Source organism: Plantactinospora sp. WMMB782 (genome assembly GCF_049179135.1).
GTDB lineage: Bacteria > Actinomycetota > Actinomycetes > Mycobacteriales > Micromonosporaceae > Plantactinospora.
In genome coordinates this window covers 8,136,985-8,158,750 of the sequence record NZ_JBMHMC010000007.1, presented here as the reverse complement: position 1 = coordinate 8,158,750, position 21,766 = coordinate 8,136,985, and the positions used below count along the sequence as shown (strand labels likewise).

Here is a 21,766-nt window from a genome sequence, read left to right as displayed (position 1 = left end):
CGACCAGGCCCGGATCAGGTGGCCGCCCGGAGCAGCCCGACGGTTTCCGGGTGGCCGCCCCGGAGCGCCCAGTCCAGGGCGCTGGCCCCGGTGCCGGCGTCCTCCCGGCGCTCCGGGTCGGCGCCGTACGCCAGCAGGGCGCGTACCACCTCGGTGTGCCCCCAGGCCGCCGCGCCGGTCAGCGGGGTGCCCTCGTCGCCGTGCCCGCTCTCGGTGTCCGGTGCCGCCCCGGCGGCGAGCAGCAGCCGGACGACCGGAGCCAGTCCCTGCACGGCCGCCCGGTACAGCGGGGTGCTGCCGTCCGGGGTGGCCGCGTCCGGATCGGCACCGGCGGCCAGCAGCCCGACCACCGCCGGCAGGTCGTCCCGGAGGATCGCGTCGGCGAGCCGCCTGCCGAGCTTCTTGCGCCGCCGCCTGCCGATCGCCTTCTGCCGGCGTGACCCGAGCTTCCTGCGCCGCCGCGCTTCGGGCGTCGGGTGCCGCCGCGCTTCGGGTGCCGTGCGCCGTCCCGTTCCGGGTCGCTTCGGCCGTCGTTTCCGCACCCGGCCAGGGTAGGAGTCCTGGCCGTTGCCCGCCGCCGGGTTTTCGTGCGGAAGCGCCGTCAGCGGGCGAGGAAGGAGCTGGTGGCGGCGCGGATCGCCGTGACGAAGGCGGCGGTCGCCGGATGGTCGGCGGCGCCGCGCCGGTAGGCGATCCGGGTCCGGCGCCGGGTCGGCAGCGGGACCAGCCGGACCGCGGCCGGCGGCTGGGCGGCGGCGAGCTGGGGGATCAGCGAGACGCCCTGCCCGGCGGCGACCAGCGCCAGTACGGTGGCGAAGTCGTCGGCGTGGTGCCGGGGGCGCGGGGTGAAGCCGGCGGCCCGGCAGACGTGCAGGGTCGCCGTGTGGCAGAGCGTGCCGGGGCTGGCCAGGATCCAGGCGGCGTCCCGGCTGTCCCGCAGCGGGTCGGCGACCTCGCCGAGGTCGCCGGGCAGGGCGAGGAAGACCGTCTCGTCGAGCAGCGGCACCGTGTCCAGCCCCGGGTCGGGGTCGACGGGTACCACGTCGTAGTCGTGCAGCAGGCCCACGTCGAGACTGCGGTCGCGCAGCCCGGCCGGTACCGCGACCGGGTCGAGTTCGGTGACCCGCAGTTCGAGCCCGGGATGCTGGTGGCCGAGCGCGACCAGGGTGGCCGGGAGCAGGGTACGGACGGCGGTCGGGTAGGCGCCGATCCGCAGCGGGCCGGTCGGTCCGGTGGCGATGGCGGCGAGTGCGGCGGTGGTCTGCTCCAGCGCGCCCAGCACCGTCTCGGCGTGCCGGACCAGTACCCGGCCGGCGCCGGTGAGGGTGACCCGCCGCCCGGTGCGTTCCAGCAGCGCCACCCCGGCCTCCCGTTCGAGTACGGCCAGTTGCTGCGAGACCGCCGACGGGGTGTACGTGTGCGCCTGCGCCACCGCCGCGATCGTGCCGAGCCGGGCGAGGTCACGGAGCAGCCGGAGCCGGCGTACGTCGAGCATCAGTAGAGCTTACGCATCTGTGTAGGAAGCTGAACTGGACCTTACGGGTCTGCCTGCCGGACGCTGTGCGCATGATGCTGACCGGTGTGTACGTACCGCTGATCACCCCGTTCGACGACACCGGCGCGGTGGCGCTCGACGCGCTGGAGGAACTGACGCACCAGGTGTTGCGGGCCGGCGTCGCCGGTGTGGTGGCGCTGGGCACCACGGCAGAGCCGGCGTCGCTGGACGCCCGGGAGCGGCGGGCGGTGCTCGACGTCGTCGCGGGGGTGTGCCGGGAGCGGGACGCCGCGCTCGTCGTCGGCGCCGACACGGTGCAGGCGGTGGCGGCGCTGCCGAGCCACCCCGGGGTGGTGGCGGCGCTGAGCCTGGTCCCGCCGTTCCTGCGCCCCGGCGAAGCCGGCGTACTCGCGCACTTCGCGGCACTCACCGCCGCCAGTCCGGTGCCGGTGCTGGTCTACCACGTGCCGTACCGGACCGGTCAGCAGCTCTCGACCGGTGCCATCCGGCGGCTGGCGGAGCTGCCCGGGATTGCCGGGATCAAGTACACGGTCGGCGGGATCGACGGCGGCACCGTCGAGTTGCTGGCCGATCCGCCGCCAGGCTTCGCGGTGCTCGGCGGGGACGACACGCTTATCTCGCCGCTGCTGGCGCTCGGCGCGCACGGTGGCATCGTGGCCTCGGCACACGTCGGCACGGCCGCGTTCGTGGAACTGGCGCGGGTGTGGCGGGCCGGCGACGCGGTCCGGGCCCGGTCGCTCGGGCACCAGCTCGGCGCACTCTCCAGCGCGCTCTTCGCCGAGCCGAATCCCACGGTGATCAAGGCGGTGCTGCACGCCCAGCGGCGCATCCCGACCCCGGCGGTACGGCTGCCGCTGGTTCCGCCGGACCCGGAGACGGTACGGACGGCGATCCGGCTTGCGCAAGATGATGAATGCTGGACGCTTTCGTTGCAAGGTCTTGCATAGAGTTTCCGCAAAGGACTAGCGTGCGGGCGAACTTCAGCGACCACAGGAAGGCCGTCGATGAAGCCGCCGCCCTCGCCGCACACCGTCCCGCCGCCCACCGTCCTGTCGCGCACGCGGACCGTCCCGGCCCGCACCGCTCTGACGCGTACCCTCGGGTCGGTCCTGGCCGCCGTGCTGGCGTTGCCGCTGGCCGGCGCCGGTGCGGTCGCCGGGCCGGCGCTCGACCCCGCCGGCCGGTCGGCCGCGGTCGCCGACCCGGGCCACCGGAACCCGGACGGCGGCCCGGCGTTGGCCGCACAGTGGACGACGGAACCGTCCGCCGACGCGCTTCTCGACGCGGCCGCCGCCGACCGGGGCCGGGCCGAACAGTTCTACTTCGTCCTCCCGGACCGGTTCGCCAACGGCGATCCCCGCAACGACCGTGGCGGACTGGCCGGCGACCGGCTGCGGCACGGGCACGATCCGACGGACAAGGGCTTCTACCACGGCGGTGACCTGCGCGGCCTGCTGGACCGGCTGGACTACGTGCAGGGGCTCGGCAGCACCGCGATCTGGCTCGCCCCGGTCTTCGCCAACCGGCCGGTGCAGGGCAGCGGGGCGGACGCCTCGGCCGGCTACCACGGCTACTGGATCACCGACTTCACCCGGGTGGACCCGCACTTCGGCACCAACGAGGAGCTGCGGAGGCTGGTCCGCGAGGCACACCGCCGGGGCATCAAGATCTATCTGGACGTCGTCGTCAACCACACCGCCGACGTGATCCGCTACCCCGACAACCAGACCGGCTACCAGGACAAGGCGAGCCGGCCCTACCGGGACGCGCGGGGGCGGCCGTTCGAGGACCGCAACCACGCCGACGGCAGCCGCGCCTTCCCGGCGGTGGACGCCGGCTCGTTCCCGTACCCCCCGACCTTCGCCAGCGAGGAGGACCGGACGGTCAAGGTGCCGGCCTGGCTGAACGACCCGACGATGTACCACAACCGGGGCGACTCCACATTCGTCGGCGAGAACAGCGAGTACGGCGACTTCGCCGGGCTGGACGACCTGTGGACCGAGCGCCCCGAGGTGGTCCGGGGGATGACGGAGGTCTTCGCCGACTGGGTCACCGAGCTGGATGTCGACGGCTTCCGGCTGGACACCGCCAAGCACGTCAACCTGGAGTTCTGGCCGCAGTTCCGGGCCGGGGTGGAGCAGGCCGCCCGCCGGGCCGGCAAGCCGGACTTCTTCATGTTCGGCGAGGTGTACGACACCGACCCGGAGGTCACCTCGACCTACGTCCGCCGGGGCGGGCTGCCGGCCACCCTCGACTTCACCTTCCAGAACGCCGCCCGCAGTTACGTGGCCGGCGGCGGCGGCTCGGCGAAGGCGCTTGCCGACGGGTTCGCCGCCGACGACCTCTACACCGCCCGGGACACCGACGCCGGCCGGCTGCCGACCTTCCTGGGCAACCACGACATGGGCCGGATCGGCTCGTTCGTCGCGAGCGGCGGCACCGACCCGGCCAGCCACCTGCGCCGGGACCAGCTCGCGCACGAGCTGATGTTCCTCACCCGGGGACAGCCGGTCGTCTACTCCGGCGACGAGCAGGGCTTCACCGGGCCGGGTGGCGACAAGGACGCCCGGCAGGACATGTTCGCCTCGCGTACCGCCGACTACCTCGACGACGACCTGCTCGGCACCGACCGCAGCCACGCCGTCGACCAGTACGACCCGACGCACCCGCTCTATCGGACGATCGCCGGGCTCGGGGCGCTGCGCAAGGCGCACCCGGCACTGCGGGACGGCATCCAGGTCACCCGGTACGCCGCCGACGGCCCCGGCGTCTTCGCCTTCTCCCGGATCGCCCCCGCCGACCGGGTCGAGTACGTCGCCGCGGTCAACAACGCCCCGACCGCACAGACCGTTCCCGTCGACACCTGGTCGGCGCCGGGCACCCCGTTCAGCGGCATCTACGGCTCGGACGCGACCAGCCAGGCCGGCCCGGACGGCAGGCTGACCGTCACCGTGCCGCCGCTTTCCGCCGTCGTGCTCCGGGCCGCCACCCCGATCGCCCGGCCCGCCGCCGCGCCGACGGTCCGGATCACCGACCCGGCCCCGGACGCGGCGGTGCCGACCCGGGCCGGGGTGGTCGCCCAGGTCACCGGAGACCCGCTGGCCACCGTCACCGTGGCGACCCGGGTCGACGGTGGACCGTGGACGCTGCTCGGCCAGGCCCGCAACCAGGGCGGGCCGGTACCCTACCGGGTGTACCACGACCTGGCCGGGTTGCCGGGCGGCGCCCGGATCGAGTACAAGGCGGTGGTGCGGGACTCCTCGGGGCGCACCGGCACCGCCCGGTCGACGGCGACGGTCGGCACCCCGCCCCGGGACGACGCCCGGGACTGGCTGGTCGTGCACTACCAGCGGCCGGCCGGTGGATATCCGGACTGGCAACTGCACGCCTGGGGTGACATCGATCCGGCGTACCAGACGCCGTGGCCGACCGGGCAGCCGTTCGCCGGGGAGGACTCCTACGGCCGGTTCGCCTGGGTGAAGCTGAAGCCGGGCGCCGGCACGGTCGGCTTCCTGGTGGTGAACGGCCAGGGCGACAAGGACGTGCCGGTCGACCGTACCGTCGACGTGACCCGGACCGGCGAGATCTGGCTCAAGCAGGGCGACCCGACCGTCTATCCGAGCCGCCGGGCGGCCACCGGGCAACCGGACCCGCCGGTCGACGAGAGCGTGGCCGTGCTGCACTACCGCCGGGCCGACGGCGACTACTCCGGCTGGGGGCTGCACGTCTGGGACGGCGCGGCCGACCCGACCGACTGGGCCGACCCGCTGCCGCCGGCCGGCCGGGACGAGTTCGGGATCACCTTCCGGGTGCCGCTGGCCGCCGCGGCGACCGGGCTGAGCTACATCATCCACAACGGGGACACCAAGGACCTGCCGGACGACCAGCGGCTCGACTTCGGCACCGCCGGCCGGCAGGCGTGGCTGCTCGCCGGCACACCGGGCCGACTGCTGCCGGCCACCGGCAGCGCCGCACCCGACCTCGACATCACGAAACAGCGGGCACACTGGGTCGACCGGTCCACGGTGCTGCGGCCACCGGGGCAGCCCACCGACGGCCGGCGGTACGCCCTGGTCAGCGCCCCGACCGGCGGGCTGGCGGTGGTGGACGGCGAACTCGTCGGGACGTACGCCGAACTGCCGCTGCGGGCGGTGCCGGGCGGGCCGACCGAGGCACAGCGCGCGAAGTTCCCGCACCTGTGGCAGTACCAGGCGTTCAGGCTGGACCGGCGCGACCGGACGAAGGTGCCGGCGGCGCTGCGCGGGCAGCTCGTGCTCACCGAGCGGGACGCCGCCGGGGCCCTGCTCGGTGCCACCGGAGTGCAACTGCCCGGGGTGCTCGACGACCTCTACGCGCCGGCCGCTGCCGCCGCCCGGCTCGGCCCGACGGTCGAGCGGGGACGGCCGACCCTGTCGGTCTGGGCGCCGACCGCCCGGAGCGTGGCGCTGGAACTGCACGACACCCCGGCCGGGGCACCCCGGGTGGTGCCGATGCGCCGCGACGACCGGACCGGGATCTGGTCGGTGCGCGGCGAACGGACCTGGCTCGGCCGGTACTACCGCTACCGGGTGCAGGCGTGGCAGCCGGCGACACAGCAGCTCGGCACCGCCTCGGTCGCCGACCCGTATTCGCTGGCGCTGGCCCCGGACTCCACGCACAGCCGGATCGTCGACCTGGCCGACCCGGCACTGGCCCCGGCCGGCTGGGCGGCACTGCGCAAGCCGGCGGCGGTGCCGGCGACGCGTACCCAGATCCAGGAGGTGTCGGTCCGGGACTTCTCGATCGCCGACGCGTCGGTGTCGGCGCAGCGCCGGGGCACGTACCTGGCCTTCACCGACCCGGCGAGCACCGGGATGCGGCACCTGCGGTCGCTCGCCGACGCCGGGGTCAGCCACCTGCACCTGCTGCCGGCCAACGACTTCGCCACCATCCCGGAACGCCGGGCCGACCAGGCCGTGCCGGCCTGCGACCTGGCGGCGCTACCGGCGGGCTCGGAGCGCCAGCAGGAGTGCGTCGACGCGGTCCGGGACACCGACGGCTACAACTGGGGGTACGACCCGCTGCACTACACCGTCCCGGAGGGCGGGTACGCGGTCGACCCGGACCGGCGCAGCACCGAGTTCCGGCAGCTGGTCGCCGGAGTGAACGCGGCCGGGCTGCGGGTGGTGCTTGACGTCGTCTACAACCACACCTCGGCCGCCGGCGCCGACCCGAGGTCCGTGCTGGACCAGGTCGTCCCCGGCTACTACCACCGGCTGCTCGACGACGGCACGGTCGCCAACTCCACCTGCTGCGCCAACACCGCCCCGGAACACGCCATGATGGGCCAACTGGTGGTCGACTCGATCGTCACCTGGGCGACGGCGTACAAGGTGGACGGGTTCCGGTTCGACCTGATGGGCCACCACCCGAAGGCGAACATCCTGGCGGTCCGGGCCGCGCTGGACCGGTTGACCCTGGCCCGGGACGGCGTGGACGGGCGGTCGATCCTGCTCTACGGCGAGGGCTGGGACTTCGGCGAGGTGGCCGGCGACGTCCGGTTCGTCCAGGCGACCCAGGCCAACATGGCCGGTACCGGGATCGGCACCTTCAACGACCGGCTGCGGGACGCGGTACGCGGCGGCGGGCCGTTCGACGCCAACCCGCGCCGGCAGGGCTTCGGGTCCGGGCTGTTCACCGACCCGAACGGCGACCCGGTGAACGGCACCCCCGCCGAGCAGCGGGCCCGGCTGCTGCACCAGCAGGACCAGCTCAAGGTCGGGCTGACCGGCAACCTGGCCGGCTACCGGTTCGTCGCGTCGTCCGGCGAGACGGTGACCGGGGCGCAGGTCGACTACAACGGCGCACCGGCCGGCTACACCGCCGCACCCGGCGAGGCGGTCAGCTACGTCGACGCGCACGACAACGAGATCCTGTACGACGCGCTCGCGTACAAGCTGCCGCAGGCGACATCGACGACGGACCGGGCCCGGATGCAGGTGCTGTCGCTGGCCACGGCGGTGCTGAGCCAGGGGACCGGGTTCGTCACGGCGGGCAGTGAACGGCTGCGGTCGAAGTCGCTGGACCGGAACTCCTACAACAGCGGCGACTGGTTCAACCAGATCCGCTGGGACTGCACCGAGGGGAACGGGTTCGGGGTGGGGCTTCCGCCGGCCGCCGACAACGCCGACAAGTGGCCGTACGCCCGGCCGCTGCTCGCCGACCCGGCGCTGGTGCCGGACTGCGCGGCGATCGGGCTGGCCGAGGAACGCTACCGGGAGCTGCTCCGGGTGCGCGCGTCGTCGCCGGTCTTCGGGCTGGCCGACGCGGCCCAGGTGCAGCGCCGGGTGTCGTTCCCGCTGTCGGGGACGGCGGAGACGCCAGGGGTGCTGACGATGCGGCTGGACGGGACCGGGCTGGACCCGCGCTGGCGGTCGGTGACCGTGGTATTCAACGCGACCCCGGCGGCGGCGACCCAGCCGGTTGCCGGGCGGCGCGGCGCTGCCGTGTCGTTGCATCCGGTGCTGCGGAACTCGGCCGACCCGGTACTCCGGACGGCGTCGTTCGACAGCGCCACCGGCACCTTCACCGTTCCGGCGCGCAGCGTCGCCGTGTACGTCGAACCGTACTGAACGGGCCGGACGGGTGGTGGGCCGGGCGCCCGCCAGCCCGGTTCGGGTCACCAGTCACCGGGACACCGCCCGGCGCCGCCACCGACCACCTGACGACGCCACCAGTCGGTTAAGCACGGCGGAGTGGGGTATCCGAGCGTTGACACCGCCATGGAAACGGACATCCCGGGATGTCCGAGCGTGCGTTGTCGGAATGTCCGGGTGTGCGTTCTCGGACATCGACCAAGCCGGGGGTGCGCCTGCGATGAGTGTCCGCCGGATCGACGACTACGGCTATCTCGCCGACGGCCGGACCGGGGCGCTGGTCGGCCGGGACGGTTCGGTGGACTGGTGGTGCCCGACCCGGTTCGACGCGCCCTCCGTCTTCGCCCGGGTACTCGACGACGACGGCGGGCACTGGTCGATCCGCCCGGCCGGCGACTACCGGGTCGAGCGGGACTACCTGCCGGACACGCTTGTGCTGCGTACCGTCTTCCACACCGGGGACGGGTCGGTGGCGGTCACCGACGCGCTGGCCCTGGGGTGTGGCCGGGGGCACGACATCGGGCTGGAACCGCCCGCTCTGCTGCTGCGCCTGGTCGAGGGGCTTGCCGGGCAAGTGCCGATGGAGATGGCCTACGCACCGCACTTCGAGTACGGGCGGGTGCGGGCGTACCTCGAAACGCGCGGCCAGCAGGTGGTCGGCAGCGCGGCCGGCGGAACTCTCGGGATGACCGCCACCGTGCCGGTGGACTGCCGCAAGACCTCGGCCTCGGCCGCCTTCGCCGTGGCGGCTGGCCAGCGGGAGACCTTCGCGCTGGCGCACTGGTCGACCTACCACGAGGGACAACCGATCCCTCCGGACGTGCCGGCGGCACTCGCCGACACGGTCGAGGGCTGGCGGTCCTGGATGTCGGAGCACGACTACGTGGGGCAGCACTCCGATCCGGTCCGGCGCAGCACGCTGGTACTGAAGGGGTTGACCTACCAGCCCAGCGGTGGTGTCGTGGCGGCGGCCACCACGTCGGTGCCGGTGCGCCCGGAGGGTCACGACAACTACGACTACCGCTATGTCTGGCTGCGCGACTTCAGCCTCACCCTGCGGATGCTCTCCGTCGCCGCCTGCCCGACCGAGGCGGACAGGTTGTTCGGCTGGCTGGCCGAGTCGGTCGGGGATGTCGACCTGACCGCGATACCGATCCTGCTCGGCGTGGAGGGTGAACGCGACCTGGCCGAGCGGGAACTCGGCACGCTGGGCGGGCCGGGCGGTCCGGTGCTGCTCGGCAACGACGCCTGGCGGCAGCGGCAGCAGGACGTACTCGGGCAGGTGCTCGACGCCGCCTGGCTGCTGCGCAGGCGCCTCGACCCGATGCCCGTGTCCGTACGCCGGCTGCTGCGCTCGCTCACCGAGCGGGCGGTCGAGACGTGGCGGCTGCCGGACTCGGGCGTGTGGGAACTCCGGGACCGGGAGCGGCACTACCTCACGGGCAAGATGGGGTGTTGGATCGCACTGGACCGGGCCGTGCGGTTCGGCGCGGTGCTCGGCGGCCCGGACGAGCTGGCCCGGTGGGCGGCGGTCCGCGACGAGATCCGGCGGGTGACCCTCGAAGACGGCTGGAACCCCCGGGTGGGTGCCTACACCGAGGCCCTCGGGTCGGATCGGCTGGACGCCTCGGTCCTGGCCTTTCCGCTGGTGGGAATCGTTTCCGCGACCGACCCGCGGATGCGCGCGACGATCGAGCGGATCGAACGGGAGTTGACCACCGACGGTCTCGTCCGGCGCTGGCCCGGCGACGCCGCCGGCTTCGTCATCTGCTCGTTCTGGCTGGTGGGTTGTCTGGCCCTGCTCGGCGAGCAGGACCGGGCCGAGGACCTCTTCACCCGGATGATGGCCCGGACCAACGACCTCGGTCTCTTCGCCGAGCAGATCGACCTGCGTACGGGTGAACAACTCGGCAACTTCCCACAGGCGTTCTCGCACATCGGGGTGATCTCGGCGGCCTGGCGGCTCACCTCGGCCACCACCGGTCGCCCCACACCGGAGACCACCGTGATCTGACGTCGCCGGTCATCGCGGTCCGGTGCCGCCGGCCGGCAGTGTGCCGATGTGGTCGAGCACCGAGCGCAGGATCGCGAACGACTCGTCGTCGTCCTCGGTGCCGGTGTGCGGGGCGCGGAACCGGCTGGTCTCCTCGGCGACGTCGGCAAGGTGCCACCAGCTGCGGTACAGCTCCAGCATCTCGCCCTGCGGCGGCACCCCGGTCGCCTCGGCATAGGCGTCGAGCACCGAGCCGTCGCCGGGCTCCACAAGCCACAGGTCACGTTCGGGCGGCGCGATCCGTACGGTGTCCCAGTCGATCAGCCGCCAGCCGTCGGCGCCGAGCATGGTGTTGCCGGGATGCGGCTCGCCGTGGGTGAGGACCATCCGGTCCGGCCGGGCCCGCGCCGCGTCGGCGAGTTCGGCGTGCCGGGCGAGCAGCCGGCGGACCGGTGCCGCGTACTCGACGAGCAGCCGGGCGGCGAGCCGCGCGTACGGGCCGGTGTCGGGGGCGCGGGCGCCGGCCAGCCCCAGCTCCAACTCGTCCCGGTGCGGGACGGCGAAGTCGTCGACCAGGGCGACCTCGCTGGTTGCCGCCGGCGCCGCGTGCACCGCGACGACCAGATCGAGTACGCCCCGGCGGTGCGCGGCCGAGGCCCACTCGCCCCACTGGAAGCTCTCCCCGGTCAGGTACGGGTAGACCGCCACCCCGAAGCGGTCGCCGACGCCCACCAGCGACTCGCCGTCCCGGGTGGGCACCGGTGCCACCACGAACGCACAGCCGTGTTCGCGCAGTCGCCGGGCGGTGTCCAGCGCGGCCCGCAGCCGCTGGTACGCCGCGTCGAGCGGGTCGGCCAGGCCGAGCCGCTTGGTGCCGAGGTCGTCGACCGAGACGAACCACCGGCCGCCCCCGGCGTCGGTGACCTCCCAGTGGTGGCTGCCCCGCCCCACCGCCCGGTATCCGAGCGAGTCGGCCGACAGTCCCCAGTGCCGGGCCAGCGCTGATCGGAGTGTTTCCTCGGGGAGGTCGTCGGGCGGCGTCAGCACCCATTCACCCTGGAACCGGCGGGCAGCACCGGCAACCGGTTTTCGCCCCGGTCACCCGGCAGGACCGCCCCGGTCACCCGGCAGGACCGCCCCGGTCACCCGGCAGGACCGGACGAGTCCGCTGATCCCGCGTCCGGCCGGCGTACCGGAAGGGCGAGCGTGGCACGCCGGCAGGGCTTCGGTCAGCCGACCGGGGTGAGCAGGAATCCGCGCTGCTCCCGGTCACCGCCGAGGTGGCACGGGACCGGACAGGCGGTCCCGACGATCAGGCCGTCGTCGTTGATGTCCTGTGCCGACCGGAGCGTCACGGAGCTGGGCAGGCCCGGTACCTGCTCGTTGAGGTCGACGATCGTGCCGTCGGTCCAGAGGACGGCGTGGTTGTTCGGCGGGTCCACCGCCGACCACGCACTGCCGACCACCTGCCCCGCCTCGTTGACGCCGTTCGCCGCCGACGACTGCTGGCCGGCCAACCCGCCCAGGTCACGCAGGTCTCCGTCCCGCCACAGGAATGCGCGCGTCCGTCCCTGCCCGTCCTGTGACTGCCCGACCACCTGTCCCTGGTCGTTGATGTCGTTCGCCGTCGTCGACTCGGTGGCGCCGCCAAGGGTGCCCAGGTCGCGCAGTACCCCGTCCTGCCACACGAATCCGTGCAGGGGTCCGTCGGGGGTCGCGGCGGCACCCACCACCTGTCCGTGGTTGTTGATCGCGTTCGCGACGCTCAGCGTCCCCCAGGGGCCGGCGCTGCCGCCCAGCGAACCGATCTCGATCATCTCGCCGTCGCGCCAGACGACCCCCCGGTGCGGGGCGCCCTGCTTCTGGTACCGCCAGCCGACGACCACACCGGCGTCGTTGACCCCGGTGGCGACACTGCCGCTGCCCGCCCCGAATCCGGTGCCGAGGTCGGACATGACACCGTCGCGGTACACGAACGCGTGCATCGGGTCGGTGGCGTCGACGTGCGTGGCGCCGACCACGACGCCGGCGTCGGTCAGGTCGTGTGCCTGACTCGACGAGTACGCGGTGCCGGTGAGCGTGCCGAGGTCCTGCGGCACCCCACCGGTCCAGACGGTGGCGTGCAGGCTGTAGCCGGGCCGCGAGGTCGTCGACAGCCCGGCCACCACTCCGGCGGCGTTCACCGTCGCCGCCTCGCTGAAGCTGCGGCCGTCCGGCAGTCTGCCGAGCGGCCCCAGGTCGACATAGGTGTACGTCGGTAGTTCGGTCGCGCCGACCCCGGCCGCAGCCTCCGCAGCGGCCGGAGTCGGTGTCAGCACCGTGGCCAGGCCCACGGTGGCGACGAGGAGACGACGTGTGGTTACCCGTTCTGGCATTCGTGACCCCCATGTCGACATCACCTTCATCGGCGCATCGATCATGACAGTTCCCGACTCCGGGAATCCTTACCGAGTGCTTACCGCCGGCCGGCGCACGCCGCACCTCCGCTCAGCTGGTCAACCGGTCAGCCGGTCAGCCGGTCACCTCGATCTTCAACAGGTCGACCTGGCCCTGCGGGTTCAGCTCGACGTTGCCGACCCGGGTCGAGTGGCCGAAGTTGTTCTGCCCGAACCGCAGTGGGATCACCGGCATCTCCCGGGCGAGGATCTGCTCCGCCTCCTGGTACTTCTTGATCGCCTCCTCCTGGTTCGGCGCCCGTTCGCCCTCCGAAACCAGCCGGTCGAAGTCGGCGTTGCTGAACCCGTAGTAGTTCGACGACCCGTCGGTGGTGTAGATCGGACCCAGGTAGTTCTGCATCGACGGATAGTCCATCGACCAGCCCATCCGGAACATCCCGACCGGGGTCTTCGCCTCCACCTTGTTCAGCAGGTCGGCGAAGCGCGCCTCCGGCGTACTGGTGCAGTCCACGCCGAGGTTGTTGGAGAGCTGGTTGCAGGTCGCCTCCACCCAGTCCTTGTGGCCGCCGTCGCCGTTGTAGGAGATCTGCAACTTCGCCGGCCCGCCGGCCGCCTGGTACGCCGCCTTCGCCTTCGCCGGGTCGAACTGGCACGCCTCGCCGCAGGTGTCCGGCCGGGCGCCGGCGAGCAGCGGGGAGACGAACGACCTGGCCGAGGTCTGCGAGTCCTTGAAGACGGTCTTCACGATCTCGTCCCGGTCGATCGCCATCGAGATCGCCTTGCGTACCTCCGCCTTCGCGAACTCGGGCTGGAAGGTGGGGAAGGCGAGGAACTGGAACGACGACAGTGGACTCTTCTTGAACCGGTCGCCCAGGTCGCCGGGCGCGGTGCCCAGCGCCTCGGTCGGCACCTGCCGGGTCACGTCGTTGTTGCCGGCGAGCAGATCCGCGTAGTCGGCGCTGAGCGCCTGGTAGATCTGGAAGGCCACGCCGCCGACCTTCGGCTTCGGACCGGGGTGCGCGTCGTACCGCTCGACCTCGATCCGGCTGTCGTGCTGCCAGCTGCCCTTCATCCTGAACGGGCCGTTGCCGATCGGCGCCTCCTCGAAGCCCTCCTTCAGCACCCCGTCGGAGGCCCACGCGGCGTTCGGCAACGGCGCGAAGACGTGGTAGCCGAGTACGGACTCGAACTCCGCGAACGGCCCGGAGAGGGTGATGGTGAAGGTGAGGTCGTCCACCTTCCGCAGGCCGGTCAGCTTCTTCGCCTTCGGCTCCGGCGCCTTCTGCGGGCCCTCGCCGTCCGGGTCGGTCGACTGGACGTCGTCGAAACCCTGGACCTGGCCGAAGAAGTACGCCCCGCCGTTGCCGTTCGGCCCGTACGCGGCGTGGTTCCAGGCGTTGATGTAGCTGTCGGCGGTGACCGGCTCACCGTTGTGGAAGGTGTACCCGCTCTTCAGCTTGACCGTCCACAGTGTGTTGTCTGTCGACTCGATCGACTCGGCGGCCACCTCGACCGGCTTCCTGTCCTCGTCGAACTCCACCAGCGGGGTGTAGAGGGCGGCCAGCACCTGCGCCCCGGCGCTCTCGGTGGCGTTCGACGGGATCAGGTGCTGCGGCTCGGCGATCCCGATCCGCACCACCGCGTCCGCGTCGGGGGTGCTCGCCTCCCCGCCGCCGCCACTGCATCCCGTCGCGGCGAGTACGGCGGCCATCGCCGCCGCGCTCCAGCTGATCCGTCTGGACACCGGCATGAAGCCTCCTTCGCATCGGCGCCGCACCGCGAGCCCCCGGGCGGCGTACGCCGGGCATGACGGTGGTCCGTCCGTCCGTCCGGCCGGGCCAGGCCCTCACCGGCCGGCTCCTGCCTCCCAGTTACGAGCCGATCAGCCCGTCCGGGCAATGCTTTTGACTGGGTCCAAACCGTCCGGGAAGTCGACAACTGGGCGGCGGGGCGACCGCGTCTGGTGAGCAGACAGCAGTCGGGCCGGACCGCCGGCCGGGGCCTGGAGGTGGTGATGATCCGGATCTGGTTGGGCCCCGAGGACATCGCCCGGACCCGGATCGCCCCGGCACCGCTGCCGCTGTACGAGGTGGTCGTCAGCCTGGCCGGCTCCCCGGCCGGCGACGCGCCGGACCCGGCTGACGGCCCGGACCTCGCCGGCTGGCTGCGCGAACTGGCCGAGTCGGCCGGCGCCGGCCCGGCCGGCCGCACCGGCTTGGCCACGCCACCTCCGGACGGCCGGCCCGGCCGGAGCGGCCCGGCCACGCCACCAGGGGACGGCCCGGCCGGCCGAACCGCCCCGGTCGACCCGGCCGGCGTGGCTGGACCGGCTGGTTCGGCCGAGCTGCTCGCCCCGCTCTCCGAGGACCGGACCCTGGAAGGGGCCCTCGCCTGGCTGCTCACCACCTCGGCGGGCCGGGGCCGGAGCCTGGCGGCGGCGGTGCGGGGCTACTACGAGCGGCGGGTCGGCACCGAACTGACCGCCTGGGAGTCGGTGGTCCGGCTGGACGTCAACGAGCGCAGCCGGGCCCTGGCCACCGGCGGGGTGCAGGCACTGCTGGCGATGTTCGACCCGTGGGCGGTGTGGCGCAACCCGGTGCTCTCGGTGACCTCCGCGGCCGACCTGGATCTGCGGCCCAACGGCACCGGCCTGTTGCTGGTGCCGTCGGTCTTCGCCCGGCGGCCCTGGGTCGGCACCCGGCCGGACTCGGTCGTGCTGGGCTATCCGGTGCGCCGGCCACGCGCCCCGGGCGGCCGTGCGCCGGGCCACCGGCCGGTGCCGGCGTACGCGCTCGCGGCCACCGCCGCCACCGGCGATCCGCTGACCGCGCTACTCGGGCGCTCCCGGGCCGCGGTCCTCCGGGCCGCCCTGGTCGGGGCGAACACCACCGACCTGGCCCGGCGGGCCGGCATCAGCACCCCGTCCGCGTCCCAGCACGCCAGCGTGCTCCGCGACGCCGGGCTGCTGCGCACCACCCGGCACGGCAAGGCCGCCCACCACACCCTCACCCCGCTGGCCCGCGCGCTGCTCAGCAGCTACGACGCGGTCATCCGGCGCTGAGAGCGCTCCGGCCGGTCACTGCCGCCGCGCCCCGGACGGCCAGAGTACGGTGACCGGCAGTTGGCGTTCGTGGGCGGCCCGGACCACGTCCGCGGTGTCACCCACGTCCGCCGACGGGTGGCCGTCCCAGATCGCGAAGAGCCGCTCGCACCGGCGGAGCATCTCCAGGCTCGCCGCCAGGTACGCCTCCCGGCCCGAACACGGGAACGGCATGTACGACACCGAGGTGGCCCCGCGCAGCAACTCGTCGAAGTCGCGCAGGTTGTGCTCCCGTACCGCCCGTTGCCGGTAGTCCAGGGAGGGGATCACCGCCTCGTAGCTCCCGCCGCAGGCGAGTACCGCCCGGGCGAAGAGCTGGTCGGCACCGTCGGCGAGGCAGGTGATCCCGTGCAGCTCCGGCCCGGCGTACGGGCGCAGCTCCTCGGTGAGCCGGGCGTAGACCAGTTCCGCCGTGCCGTCGGCGAGCATCACGTGCCCAGTGACACCGATCCGGGTCATCGAGCACCGTCCGTTCGTGGTTACGCGTGCCCGACGCGGACGATCCGGAAGCCCGCGTCGGCCAGGATGACCGGGAGTTCCCGGACCGCCTCGTGGTTACGCTCCCGGAGATCTTCCCGTAGATCCTCCCAGGGGCTCAACGCCGGATGGAGGCGCCGCTCGTCGTCCCGGTCCGGCGCGTACCGCCACCCGCTCGCCACCTGCTCCGCCAGCCAACGCTGGTGTTCCAGGACGGCGAGTCGTTCGATCTCCGGCTCCTCCAGGGCGTGCTCGTCAGCCGGACCGACCCGGGGCGACAGGGCACAGCCGAGCTCGCGCAGCTTCCGGCCGATGTCCTTGGCCTGGGCACGGTTCGCCCGGCGCAGCGACTCCGGCAACTCCTCCCAGGGCACCAGCGCGGGATTGCCGCCGGGCCGCTCGCCGTGCCGGCGCCGGGCCACCACGTAACTCTCGTGGATCACCCGGGCCAGCCGCTCCACCAGGTCGTCCCCGATCAGCGCCGGATCGCAGGCGGCGTGCACCACGCCGTAGAGCCGGAGCGCACCGGAGAGGTCGTCGAGGACGCCGAGGCCGTGCCCGCTGCCGAACGCCTCCCGCAGGTTCGCCAGCCGGTCCAGCCGGACCACCATCGAGCCGGGGCCGCCGTGCCAGAGCTGCTCGGCGGTGAGCGCCGTCTTCAGCGCCCGCTCCTCGTCGTCGTAGCAGATGAAGACCCGGTCCGGCGGGAGCGGGAAGCCGGCCCGGGGCAACTGGTCGAGCAGCTCGCCGAGGCCGCCGTCGAGCGGGACGATCCGGCAGACCCGGGCGAGGAACGGGTAGCGGTGGGTGAGCTGGGCCGCCGCCTCGGTGGCCGCCTCGTCGACGAGTACCAGCGGCACCCGGCGGGCGCCGTGCGGGTCGCGTACCCGCCAGCGGCGGGCCAGTTCGACGAGTACCGCCCGGCCGAAGGCGGTGGCGCCGAGCACCACCACCCGGGGCGGCCGGCCGTCGACGGCGGTCAGCGGGTCCTCGGCGAAGAGTTTCCGGGCGGCCAGGTCGTCGATGTTGAAGAAGTCCAGCCGGGCGCCGGGGTGCCGGGCCAACCCGAGGTGCCGGGCCTGTAGGGCGAGGCAGAGTTCCGGGTCGGCGATCTGGGCGTAGACGGCCAGCGGGGAACGGCCGTGCCGGGCCGCGGCCAGCCCGATCGCCGCGTTGGTGGCGCTGTCGTCGGTACACGCGTAGACCGCCCTGGCCCGCCCGATGCCGGCGCCGCGCAGCACGGCCGGATCCCGGGCCGCCCGCGCCACCTGCCCGGGACCGGCCGGGGTGGTGTCGTCGGAGCGGACCGCCACCACCCGGTGCCCGGCGGCCCGGAGCCGGCGGGCCAGGGTGTCCGCTACCAGGCCGTCGCCGCAGACGATGACGTGTCCGCGGGCGTTGCGGTCACGCAGCCGGCGCAGCTCGGTGGCGAAGAGCAGCCGGCACGCCTCCACCACGGCGTACGCGGTGACGGCCGGCGCCGCGAACCGGGCGAAGTCCAGCAGCGGCGGGAACGGCCCGCCCTCGTCCAGCGGGGGTGACCCGAGCACGAAGAGCTGCAGGTCGTAGTAGAAGAGGTCGAACGGGTCGGTACCGTAGCCGCCGACCCGGTCGATGTGCTGGTAGAGCCCGATGTAGCCGCAGACGAAGGCGACCGCGCCGGCGAGCGCGAAGATCGGCCGGAGCACACTCCTGGTCGGTACGCGGGACGGCTCGCCGAGGCTGTGTCCGGGCACACCACACCTCTCCTGCTTCTCCGGTGTGACGACGCAGCGCCATCGTACCGTCGCGGTCCGCCGACAGCGAACGTGAAAACGATCGAGGTGAGCGTGAGACGATCGAGAGAGGTCGACGTACCGGGCCGGGTCAGCCCGGCAGCCGGAACCCGGCCTCCCGCTGCTCGGCCAGCCACGCCTCCACCTCGTCGGCCGCTCGGGGCAGCCCGGCCGAGAGGTTCACCGCGCCGTCGGCCGTCACGAGTACGTCGTCCTCGATCCGGATGCCGATCCCGCGCAGCTCCGCCGGCACCAGGTCGTCCTCGGGCTGGAAGTAGAGCCCCGGCTCGACGGTCAGCACGTAGCCTTCGCCGAGAATGCCCTCCCGGTAGCTCTCCTTGCGGGCGTTGGCACAGTCGTGCACGTCGAGCCCGAGCATGTGCCCGAAGCCGTGCAGCGTCCACCGGCGGTAGACCGTCGAGGTCTCGTCCATCGCCTCGTCCACGCTCACCGGCAGCAGCCCCAGCTCGGCGAGCCCCTCGGCGAGCACCCGCATGCAGGTCCGGTGCACGTCCTTGAAGGTCACGCCGGGCCGGACGAAGTCGATGCCGGCCTGCTGGGCGGCGTACACGATGTCGTAGACCTGGCGTTGCAGCGGCGAGAAGGTGCCGGAGACCGGCAGCACCCGGGTGATGTCGGCGGTGTAGAGGTTGCGCCCCTCCACCCCCATGTCCATCAGCAGCAGCTCACCCGGGCGGGTGATGCCGGTGTTGTGGATCCAGTGCAGGATCGTGGCGTGCTCGCCGGCCCCGACGATCGAGTTGTAGCCGACGTCGTAGCCGTCGTGCCGGGCCCGCAACCCGAAGATCCCCTCCAGCAGCCGCTCGCTGACCGCCCGGTCGGCCGGCAGCACCCGGGCGACGTCCTCGAAGCCGCGTACCGTGGCGTCGACCGCCTCCTGGAGCTGGGCGATCTCCCACTCGTCCTTGACCAGCTTCTGCTCGCTGAGCAGCGCGGCGAGTTCGCGGTCCCGGCCGAGCCGCTCGGCGCCCTCCGCCTTCCCGCCCTCCGCCTTCCCGCCCTGCCCGCTCCCGCCCTGCGGCGGGTCGTACGGCCGCACCGCGCCGTCCACCGACGGGTCCAGCCCGCGCAGCACCCGGGTCCGCCCCGGGGCGCAGTCGGCCAGCGCGGCCGGCAGCTCGGACAGCGGCGCGGTCTCGATGCCCAGCTCGGTCGCCTTCTCGGCCAGCGTGTGTCGGCGGCCGACCCACAGCTCGCCGTTACGGCTGCGGAAGAACTCGTCGCCGTCCCGGGACGAGCGGGGACGCATGTAGAGCACCGCGTCGTGGCCGGAGCCGTTCGGCCGCATCACCAGCACGCTGTCCGGTTCGTGGTCGCCGGTCAGGTAGACGAAGTCGCTGCCGGGCCGGAACCGGTGCGCGGTGTCGTTGGCGCGCACCTTCTCCGGACCGGTCGGGATCACCAGGGTCTCGCCGGGCAGCGCGGCCGAGAGCGCCGAGCGCCGCTTGGCGTGGTTGGGCACCTCGGGGCGGGGGCCGACCGGCAGGGTGCTGTCCCGCCAGCCCTGCCGCATGAACTCGAGGAACTTCTCCGGAAAGTCCGGGTCGTGCGACTCCGTCCGGGCCGTCTCCACCTCTGCCGGCTCCGCCGTGATGTCGGTGCGCTCGTCTGACATCGCCGTTCCTTCCTCGTCCGGCCCCGTTCCCGCCGGGGCCGGAGTCGGCGGGCGGGCGGGGGAGCGGTCGGCACCCCGCCGGCCGGCGACCCGGTCCCTCGTCCGGCTGACCTGGTCTGTGCTTCTGGCGTGCTCCGACCGTACCGTGCCCGGACGGGTAGGTCTCGGTGGCGGTGCCGGCACAGCGGACCGGTACGCGTGGAAAGATGACCGCCATGTGCGGACTCCTGGCCTTCTTCAGCGCGCACGGCAACGCCGGCGCACACCGAGACGCCCTGGCCGGTGCGTTGGAATGCCTGCACCACCGGGGACCGGACGAGACCGGGGTAGAGGTGATCACCACCCCGGACGGGTACGCCGACGCCGTCTTCGCGCACAAGCGGCTCTCGATCATCGACGTGGCCTCCAGCCACGAGCCGCTGCCGTACGCGGGCGGCCGTTACCTGCTGACCTTCAACGGCGAGATTTACAACTACATCGAGCTGCGCGAGGAGCTGGCCCGGGACTACGGCGCCCAGTTCGCCACCGCCGGTGACGGCGAGGTGATCGTCGCCGGCTTCCACTACTGGGGCGAGCAGGTGCTCACCCGGCTGCGCGGGATGTTCGCCTTCGTGATCTGGGACCGGCAGCAGCGCCGCGCCTTCGGCGCCCGGGACTACTTCGGGATCAAGCCGCTGCACTACCTGCAGACCCGGGACGGGGTCTACCTCGCCTCGGAGAAGAAGGCGCTGCTCCCGTTCGCGCCCTCGGCGCACGCCGGGGACGCCGGGGTGGACACCGCCAACCTGTCGCACTACCTGACGTTGCAGTACGTCCCCGAGCCCGGCACCCTGCACCAGGGGATCAACCGGATCGGCTCGGGGGAGTACCTGACCTGGACGCCGGGCCGGCAGATCGAGGTGCGCCGCTGGTACCGGCCGGTGTTCCGGCCGGCCCCGGTGCAGGAGCCGCAGAAGCTCTACGACCGGATCCGGGAGACGCTGCGGGAGAGCGTCCGGATGCACATGCGGGCCGACGTGCCGGTCGGCTGCTTCCTCTCCAGCGGCATCGACTCGACCGCCGTGGTGGCGCTGGCCCGGGAGTTCAACCCGAACATCCTCACCTTCACCGTCGGCTACGACGTCCCCGGCTACTCGGAAATCGAGGTGGCCCAGGACTCGGCCCGGCACCTCGGGGTGACCACCATCCCGACCAAGATCGGTCCGCAGGACATGATGGAAGCGCTGCCGAAGATCGTCTGGCATCTGGACGACCCGGTCGCCGACCCCGCCCTGGTGCCGCTCTACTTCGTGGCGAAGAAGGCCGCCGAGCACGTCACGGTGGTGCTCTCCGGCGAGGGCGCCGACGAGTTCTTCGGCGGGTACACGATCTATCGGGAGCCGCTCTCGCTCGGCACGGTCAACGGGCTGCCGGGCGGGGTGCAGAAGGGGCTGCGCGCGGTCTCCAAGGCGATCCCACAGGGGGTCAAGGGCAAGAGCTTCCTGGAACGCGGCACCACCCCGATCGAGGAGCGCTACTACGGCAACGCCCGGATGTTCACCGAGGAGGAGAAGCAGAAGCTGCTCCGCCGGTACGACCCCGGGGTGCGCTACACCGACGTCACCGCGCCGATCTACGCCGAGTGCACCGAGCTGGACGACGTGACCAAGATGCAGTACGTCGACCTCTACACCTGGCTGCGCGGCGACATCCTGGTCAAGGCGGACCGGATCTCGATGGCGCACTCGCTCGAGGTGCGGGTGCCGTTCCTGGACCGGGAGGTCTTCGAGGTGGCCGCCGGCATTCCGGTGGACCTGAAACTGCCGCCCCGCTCCGACGCCACGAAATACGCGATGCGGCAGGCGTTGCAGGGCGTGGTGCCGCCGGCCATCGTCAACCGGCGCAAGCTCGGCTTCCCCACCCCGACCCGGGTCTGGCTGGCCGGCGAGATGTACGACTGGGCCAAGCACATCTTCTCGATCTCCGGCGCCGGTGAGCTGCTCGACCTGTCGTACGCGCTGCGCCTGCTGGAGGAGCACCGCCGGGGCGAGGCCGACCACTCCCGCAAGATCTGGACCGTACTCATCTTCTGTGTCTGGCACGCGATCTTCGTGGCCGGCACCCTCGACCCCGGCATCCAGCGGAACCAGTCGGCGCTGCTGACCAAGCCGGTGGTCGGCTCGATGGTGCGCTGACCCGCCTCGATAATCCGCCGACCTGCGGCGGAATCCCGACGGCGGAGAAGTCCCCGAGGCGGTG

Annotated in this window: 13 protein-coding genes; 5 read left to right on the top strand and 8 right to left on the bottom strand. The window is 73.0% G+C overall.

Annotated features, from left to right (window positions below; genetic code table 11):
• Positions 1–14: 14 nt before the first annotated feature.
• Positions 15–542, bottom strand: coding sequence for an ankyrin repeat domain-containing protein (locus ACN28A_RS38340; RefSeq protein WP_421403958.1), 528 nt, complete (start codon positions 540–542; stop codon positions 15–17).
• A 59-nt stretch (positions 543–601) separates the two neighbouring features.
• Positions 602–1,495 (bottom strand): LysR family transcriptional regulator, encoded by an 894-nt coding sequence (locus ACN28A_RS38335; RefSeq protein ID WP_421403957.1) that lies wholly within the window; start codon positions 1,493–1,495, stop codon positions 602–604.
• A 71-nt stretch (positions 1,496–1,566) separates the two neighbouring features.
• On the opposite strand from ACN28A_RS38335, the gene ACN28A_RS38330 reads away from it, so the two are divergent.
• The 3 genes from ACN28A_RS38330 to ACN28A_RS38320 all read left to right on the top strand — a co-directional run bounded on the left by ACN28A_RS38330 (position 1,567) and on the right by ACN28A_RS38320 (position 10,165).
• Positions 1,567–2,463: a dihydrodipicolinate synthase family protein gene (locus tag ACN28A_RS38330; protein ID WP_421403955.1), complete on the top strand. Its 897-nt coding sequence runs from the start codon at positions 1,567–1,569 to the stop codon at positions 2,461–2,463.
• Between the two features lie 57 nt (positions 2,464–2,520).
• A complete protein-coding gene (gene pulA / locus ACN28A_RS38325; protein ID WP_421403954.1) occupies positions 2,521–8,127 on the top strand; it encodes a pullulanase-type alpha-1,6-glucosidase in 5,607 nt (1,868 codons plus the stop codon).
• 244 nt (positions 8,128–8,371) lie between these two features.
• Positions 8,372–10,165, top strand: coding sequence for a glycoside hydrolase family 15 protein (locus tag ACN28A_RS38320; protein WP_421403952.1), 1,794 nt, complete (start codon positions 8,372–8,374; stop codon positions 10,163–10,165).
• Between the two features lie 9 nt (positions 10,166–10,174).
• Here ACN28A_RS38320 and ACN28A_RS38315 read toward each other — a convergent pair whose 3' ends face one another.
• The 3 genes from ACN28A_RS38315 to ACN28A_RS38305 form a co-directional block, all read right to left on the bottom strand.
• Positions 10,175–11,191 carry a phosphotransferase gene (locus ACN28A_RS38315; protein ID WP_421403950.1) on the bottom strand — a complete coding sequence of 339 codons (1,017 nt, stop codon included), beginning with the start codon at positions 11,189–11,191 and terminating at the stop codon, positions 10,175–10,177.
• Positions 11,192–11,373: 182 nt separating this feature from the next.
• The gene (locus ACN28A_RS38310) at positions 11,374–12,519 is read right to left on the bottom strand and encodes a hypothetical protein (RefSeq protein ID WP_421403948.1); all 1,146 of its coding nucleotides are present in this window, start codon (positions 12,517–12,519) and stop codon (positions 11,374–11,376) included.
• Between the two features lie 136 nt (positions 12,520–12,655).
• Entirely contained in the window at positions 12,656–14,290 is a 1,635-nt protein-coding gene (locus ACN28A_RS38305) for a peptide ABC transporter substrate-binding protein (protein WP_421403946.1), read from the bottom strand.
• Positions 14,291–14,503: 213 nt separating this feature from the next.
• On the opposite strand from ACN28A_RS38305, the gene ACN28A_RS38300 reads away from it, so the two are divergent.
• Positions 14,504–15,601 (top strand): hypothetical protein, encoded by a 1,098-nt coding sequence (locus tag ACN28A_RS38300; protein ID WP_421403944.1) that lies wholly within the window; start codon positions 14,504–14,506, stop codon positions 15,599–15,601.
• 15 nt (positions 15,602–15,616) lie between these two features.
• Here ACN28A_RS38300 and ACN28A_RS38295 read toward each other — a convergent pair whose 3' ends face one another.
• From ACN28A_RS38295 to ACN28A_RS38285, 3 genes are all read right to left on the bottom strand, one after another.
• Positions 15,617–16,099, bottom strand: a complete 483-nt coding sequence (locus ACN28A_RS38295) for a hypothetical protein (RefSeq protein WP_421403942.1) — start codon at positions 16,097–16,099, stop codon at positions 15,617–15,619.
• Between the two features lie 20 nt (positions 16,100–16,119).
• Positions 16,120–17,853: a RyR domain-containing protein gene (locus ACN28A_RS38290; RefSeq protein ID WP_421403940.1), complete on the bottom strand. Its 1,734-nt coding sequence runs from the start codon at positions 17,851–17,853 to the stop codon at positions 16,120–16,122.
• A 130-nt stretch (positions 17,854–17,983) separates the two neighbouring features.
• Positions 17,984–19,528, bottom strand: a complete 1,545-nt coding sequence (locus ACN28A_RS38285; protein ID WP_421403939.1) for an aminopeptidase P family protein — start codon at positions 19,526–19,528, stop codon at positions 17,984–17,986.
• A gap of 215 nt (positions 19,529–19,743) precedes the next feature.
• On the opposite strand from ACN28A_RS38285, the gene asnB reads away from it, so the two are divergent.
• Complete coding sequence (gene asnB, locus ACN28A_RS38280) at positions 19,744–21,702, top strand: asparagine synthase (glutamine-hydrolyzing) (RefSeq protein WP_421404881.1); 1,959 nt, start codon at positions 19,744–19,746, stop codon at positions 21,700–21,702.
• The last annotated feature ends 64 nt before the right edge of the window (positions 21,703–21,766 follow it).

Excerpts from the sequence above, each read along its gene's own strand:
- ACN28A_RS38335 (WP_421403957.1), bottom strand. The coding sequence starts at position 1,495 with ATGCTCGACGTACGCCGGCTCCGGCTGCTCCGTGACCTCGCCCGGCTC.
- ACN28A_RS38330 (WP_421403955.1), top strand. The coding sequence starts at position 1,567 with ATGATGCTGACCGGTGTGTACGTACCGCTGATCACCCCGTTCGACGAC.
- pulA (WP_421403954.1), top strand. The coding sequence starts at position 2,521 with ATGAAGCCGCCGCCCTCGCCGCACACCGTCCCGCCGCCCACCGTCCTG.
- ACN28A_RS38320 (WP_421403952.1), top strand. The coding sequence starts at position 8,372 with ATGAGTGTCCGCCGGATCGACGACTACGGCTATCTCGCCGACGGCCGG.
- ACN28A_RS38310 (WP_421403948.1), bottom strand. The coding sequence starts at position 12,519 with ATGCCAGAACGGGTAACCACACGTCGTCTCCTCGTCGCCACCGTGGGC.
- ACN28A_RS38305 (WP_421403946.1), bottom strand. The coding sequence starts at position 14,290 with ATGCCGGTGTCCAGACGGATCAGCTGGAGCGCGGCGGCGATGGCCGCC.
- ACN28A_RS38295 (WP_421403942.1), bottom strand. The coding sequence starts at position 16,099 with ATGACCCGGATCGGTGTCACTGGGCACGTGATGCTCGCCGACGGCACG.
- ACN28A_RS38285 (WP_421403939.1), bottom strand. The coding sequence starts at position 19,528 with ATGTCAGACGAGCGCACCGACATCACGGCGGAGCCGGCAGAGGTGGAG.
- asnB (WP_421404881.1), top strand. The coding sequence starts at position 19,744 with ATGTGCGGACTCCTGGCCTTCTTCAGCGCGCACGGCAACGCCGGCGCA.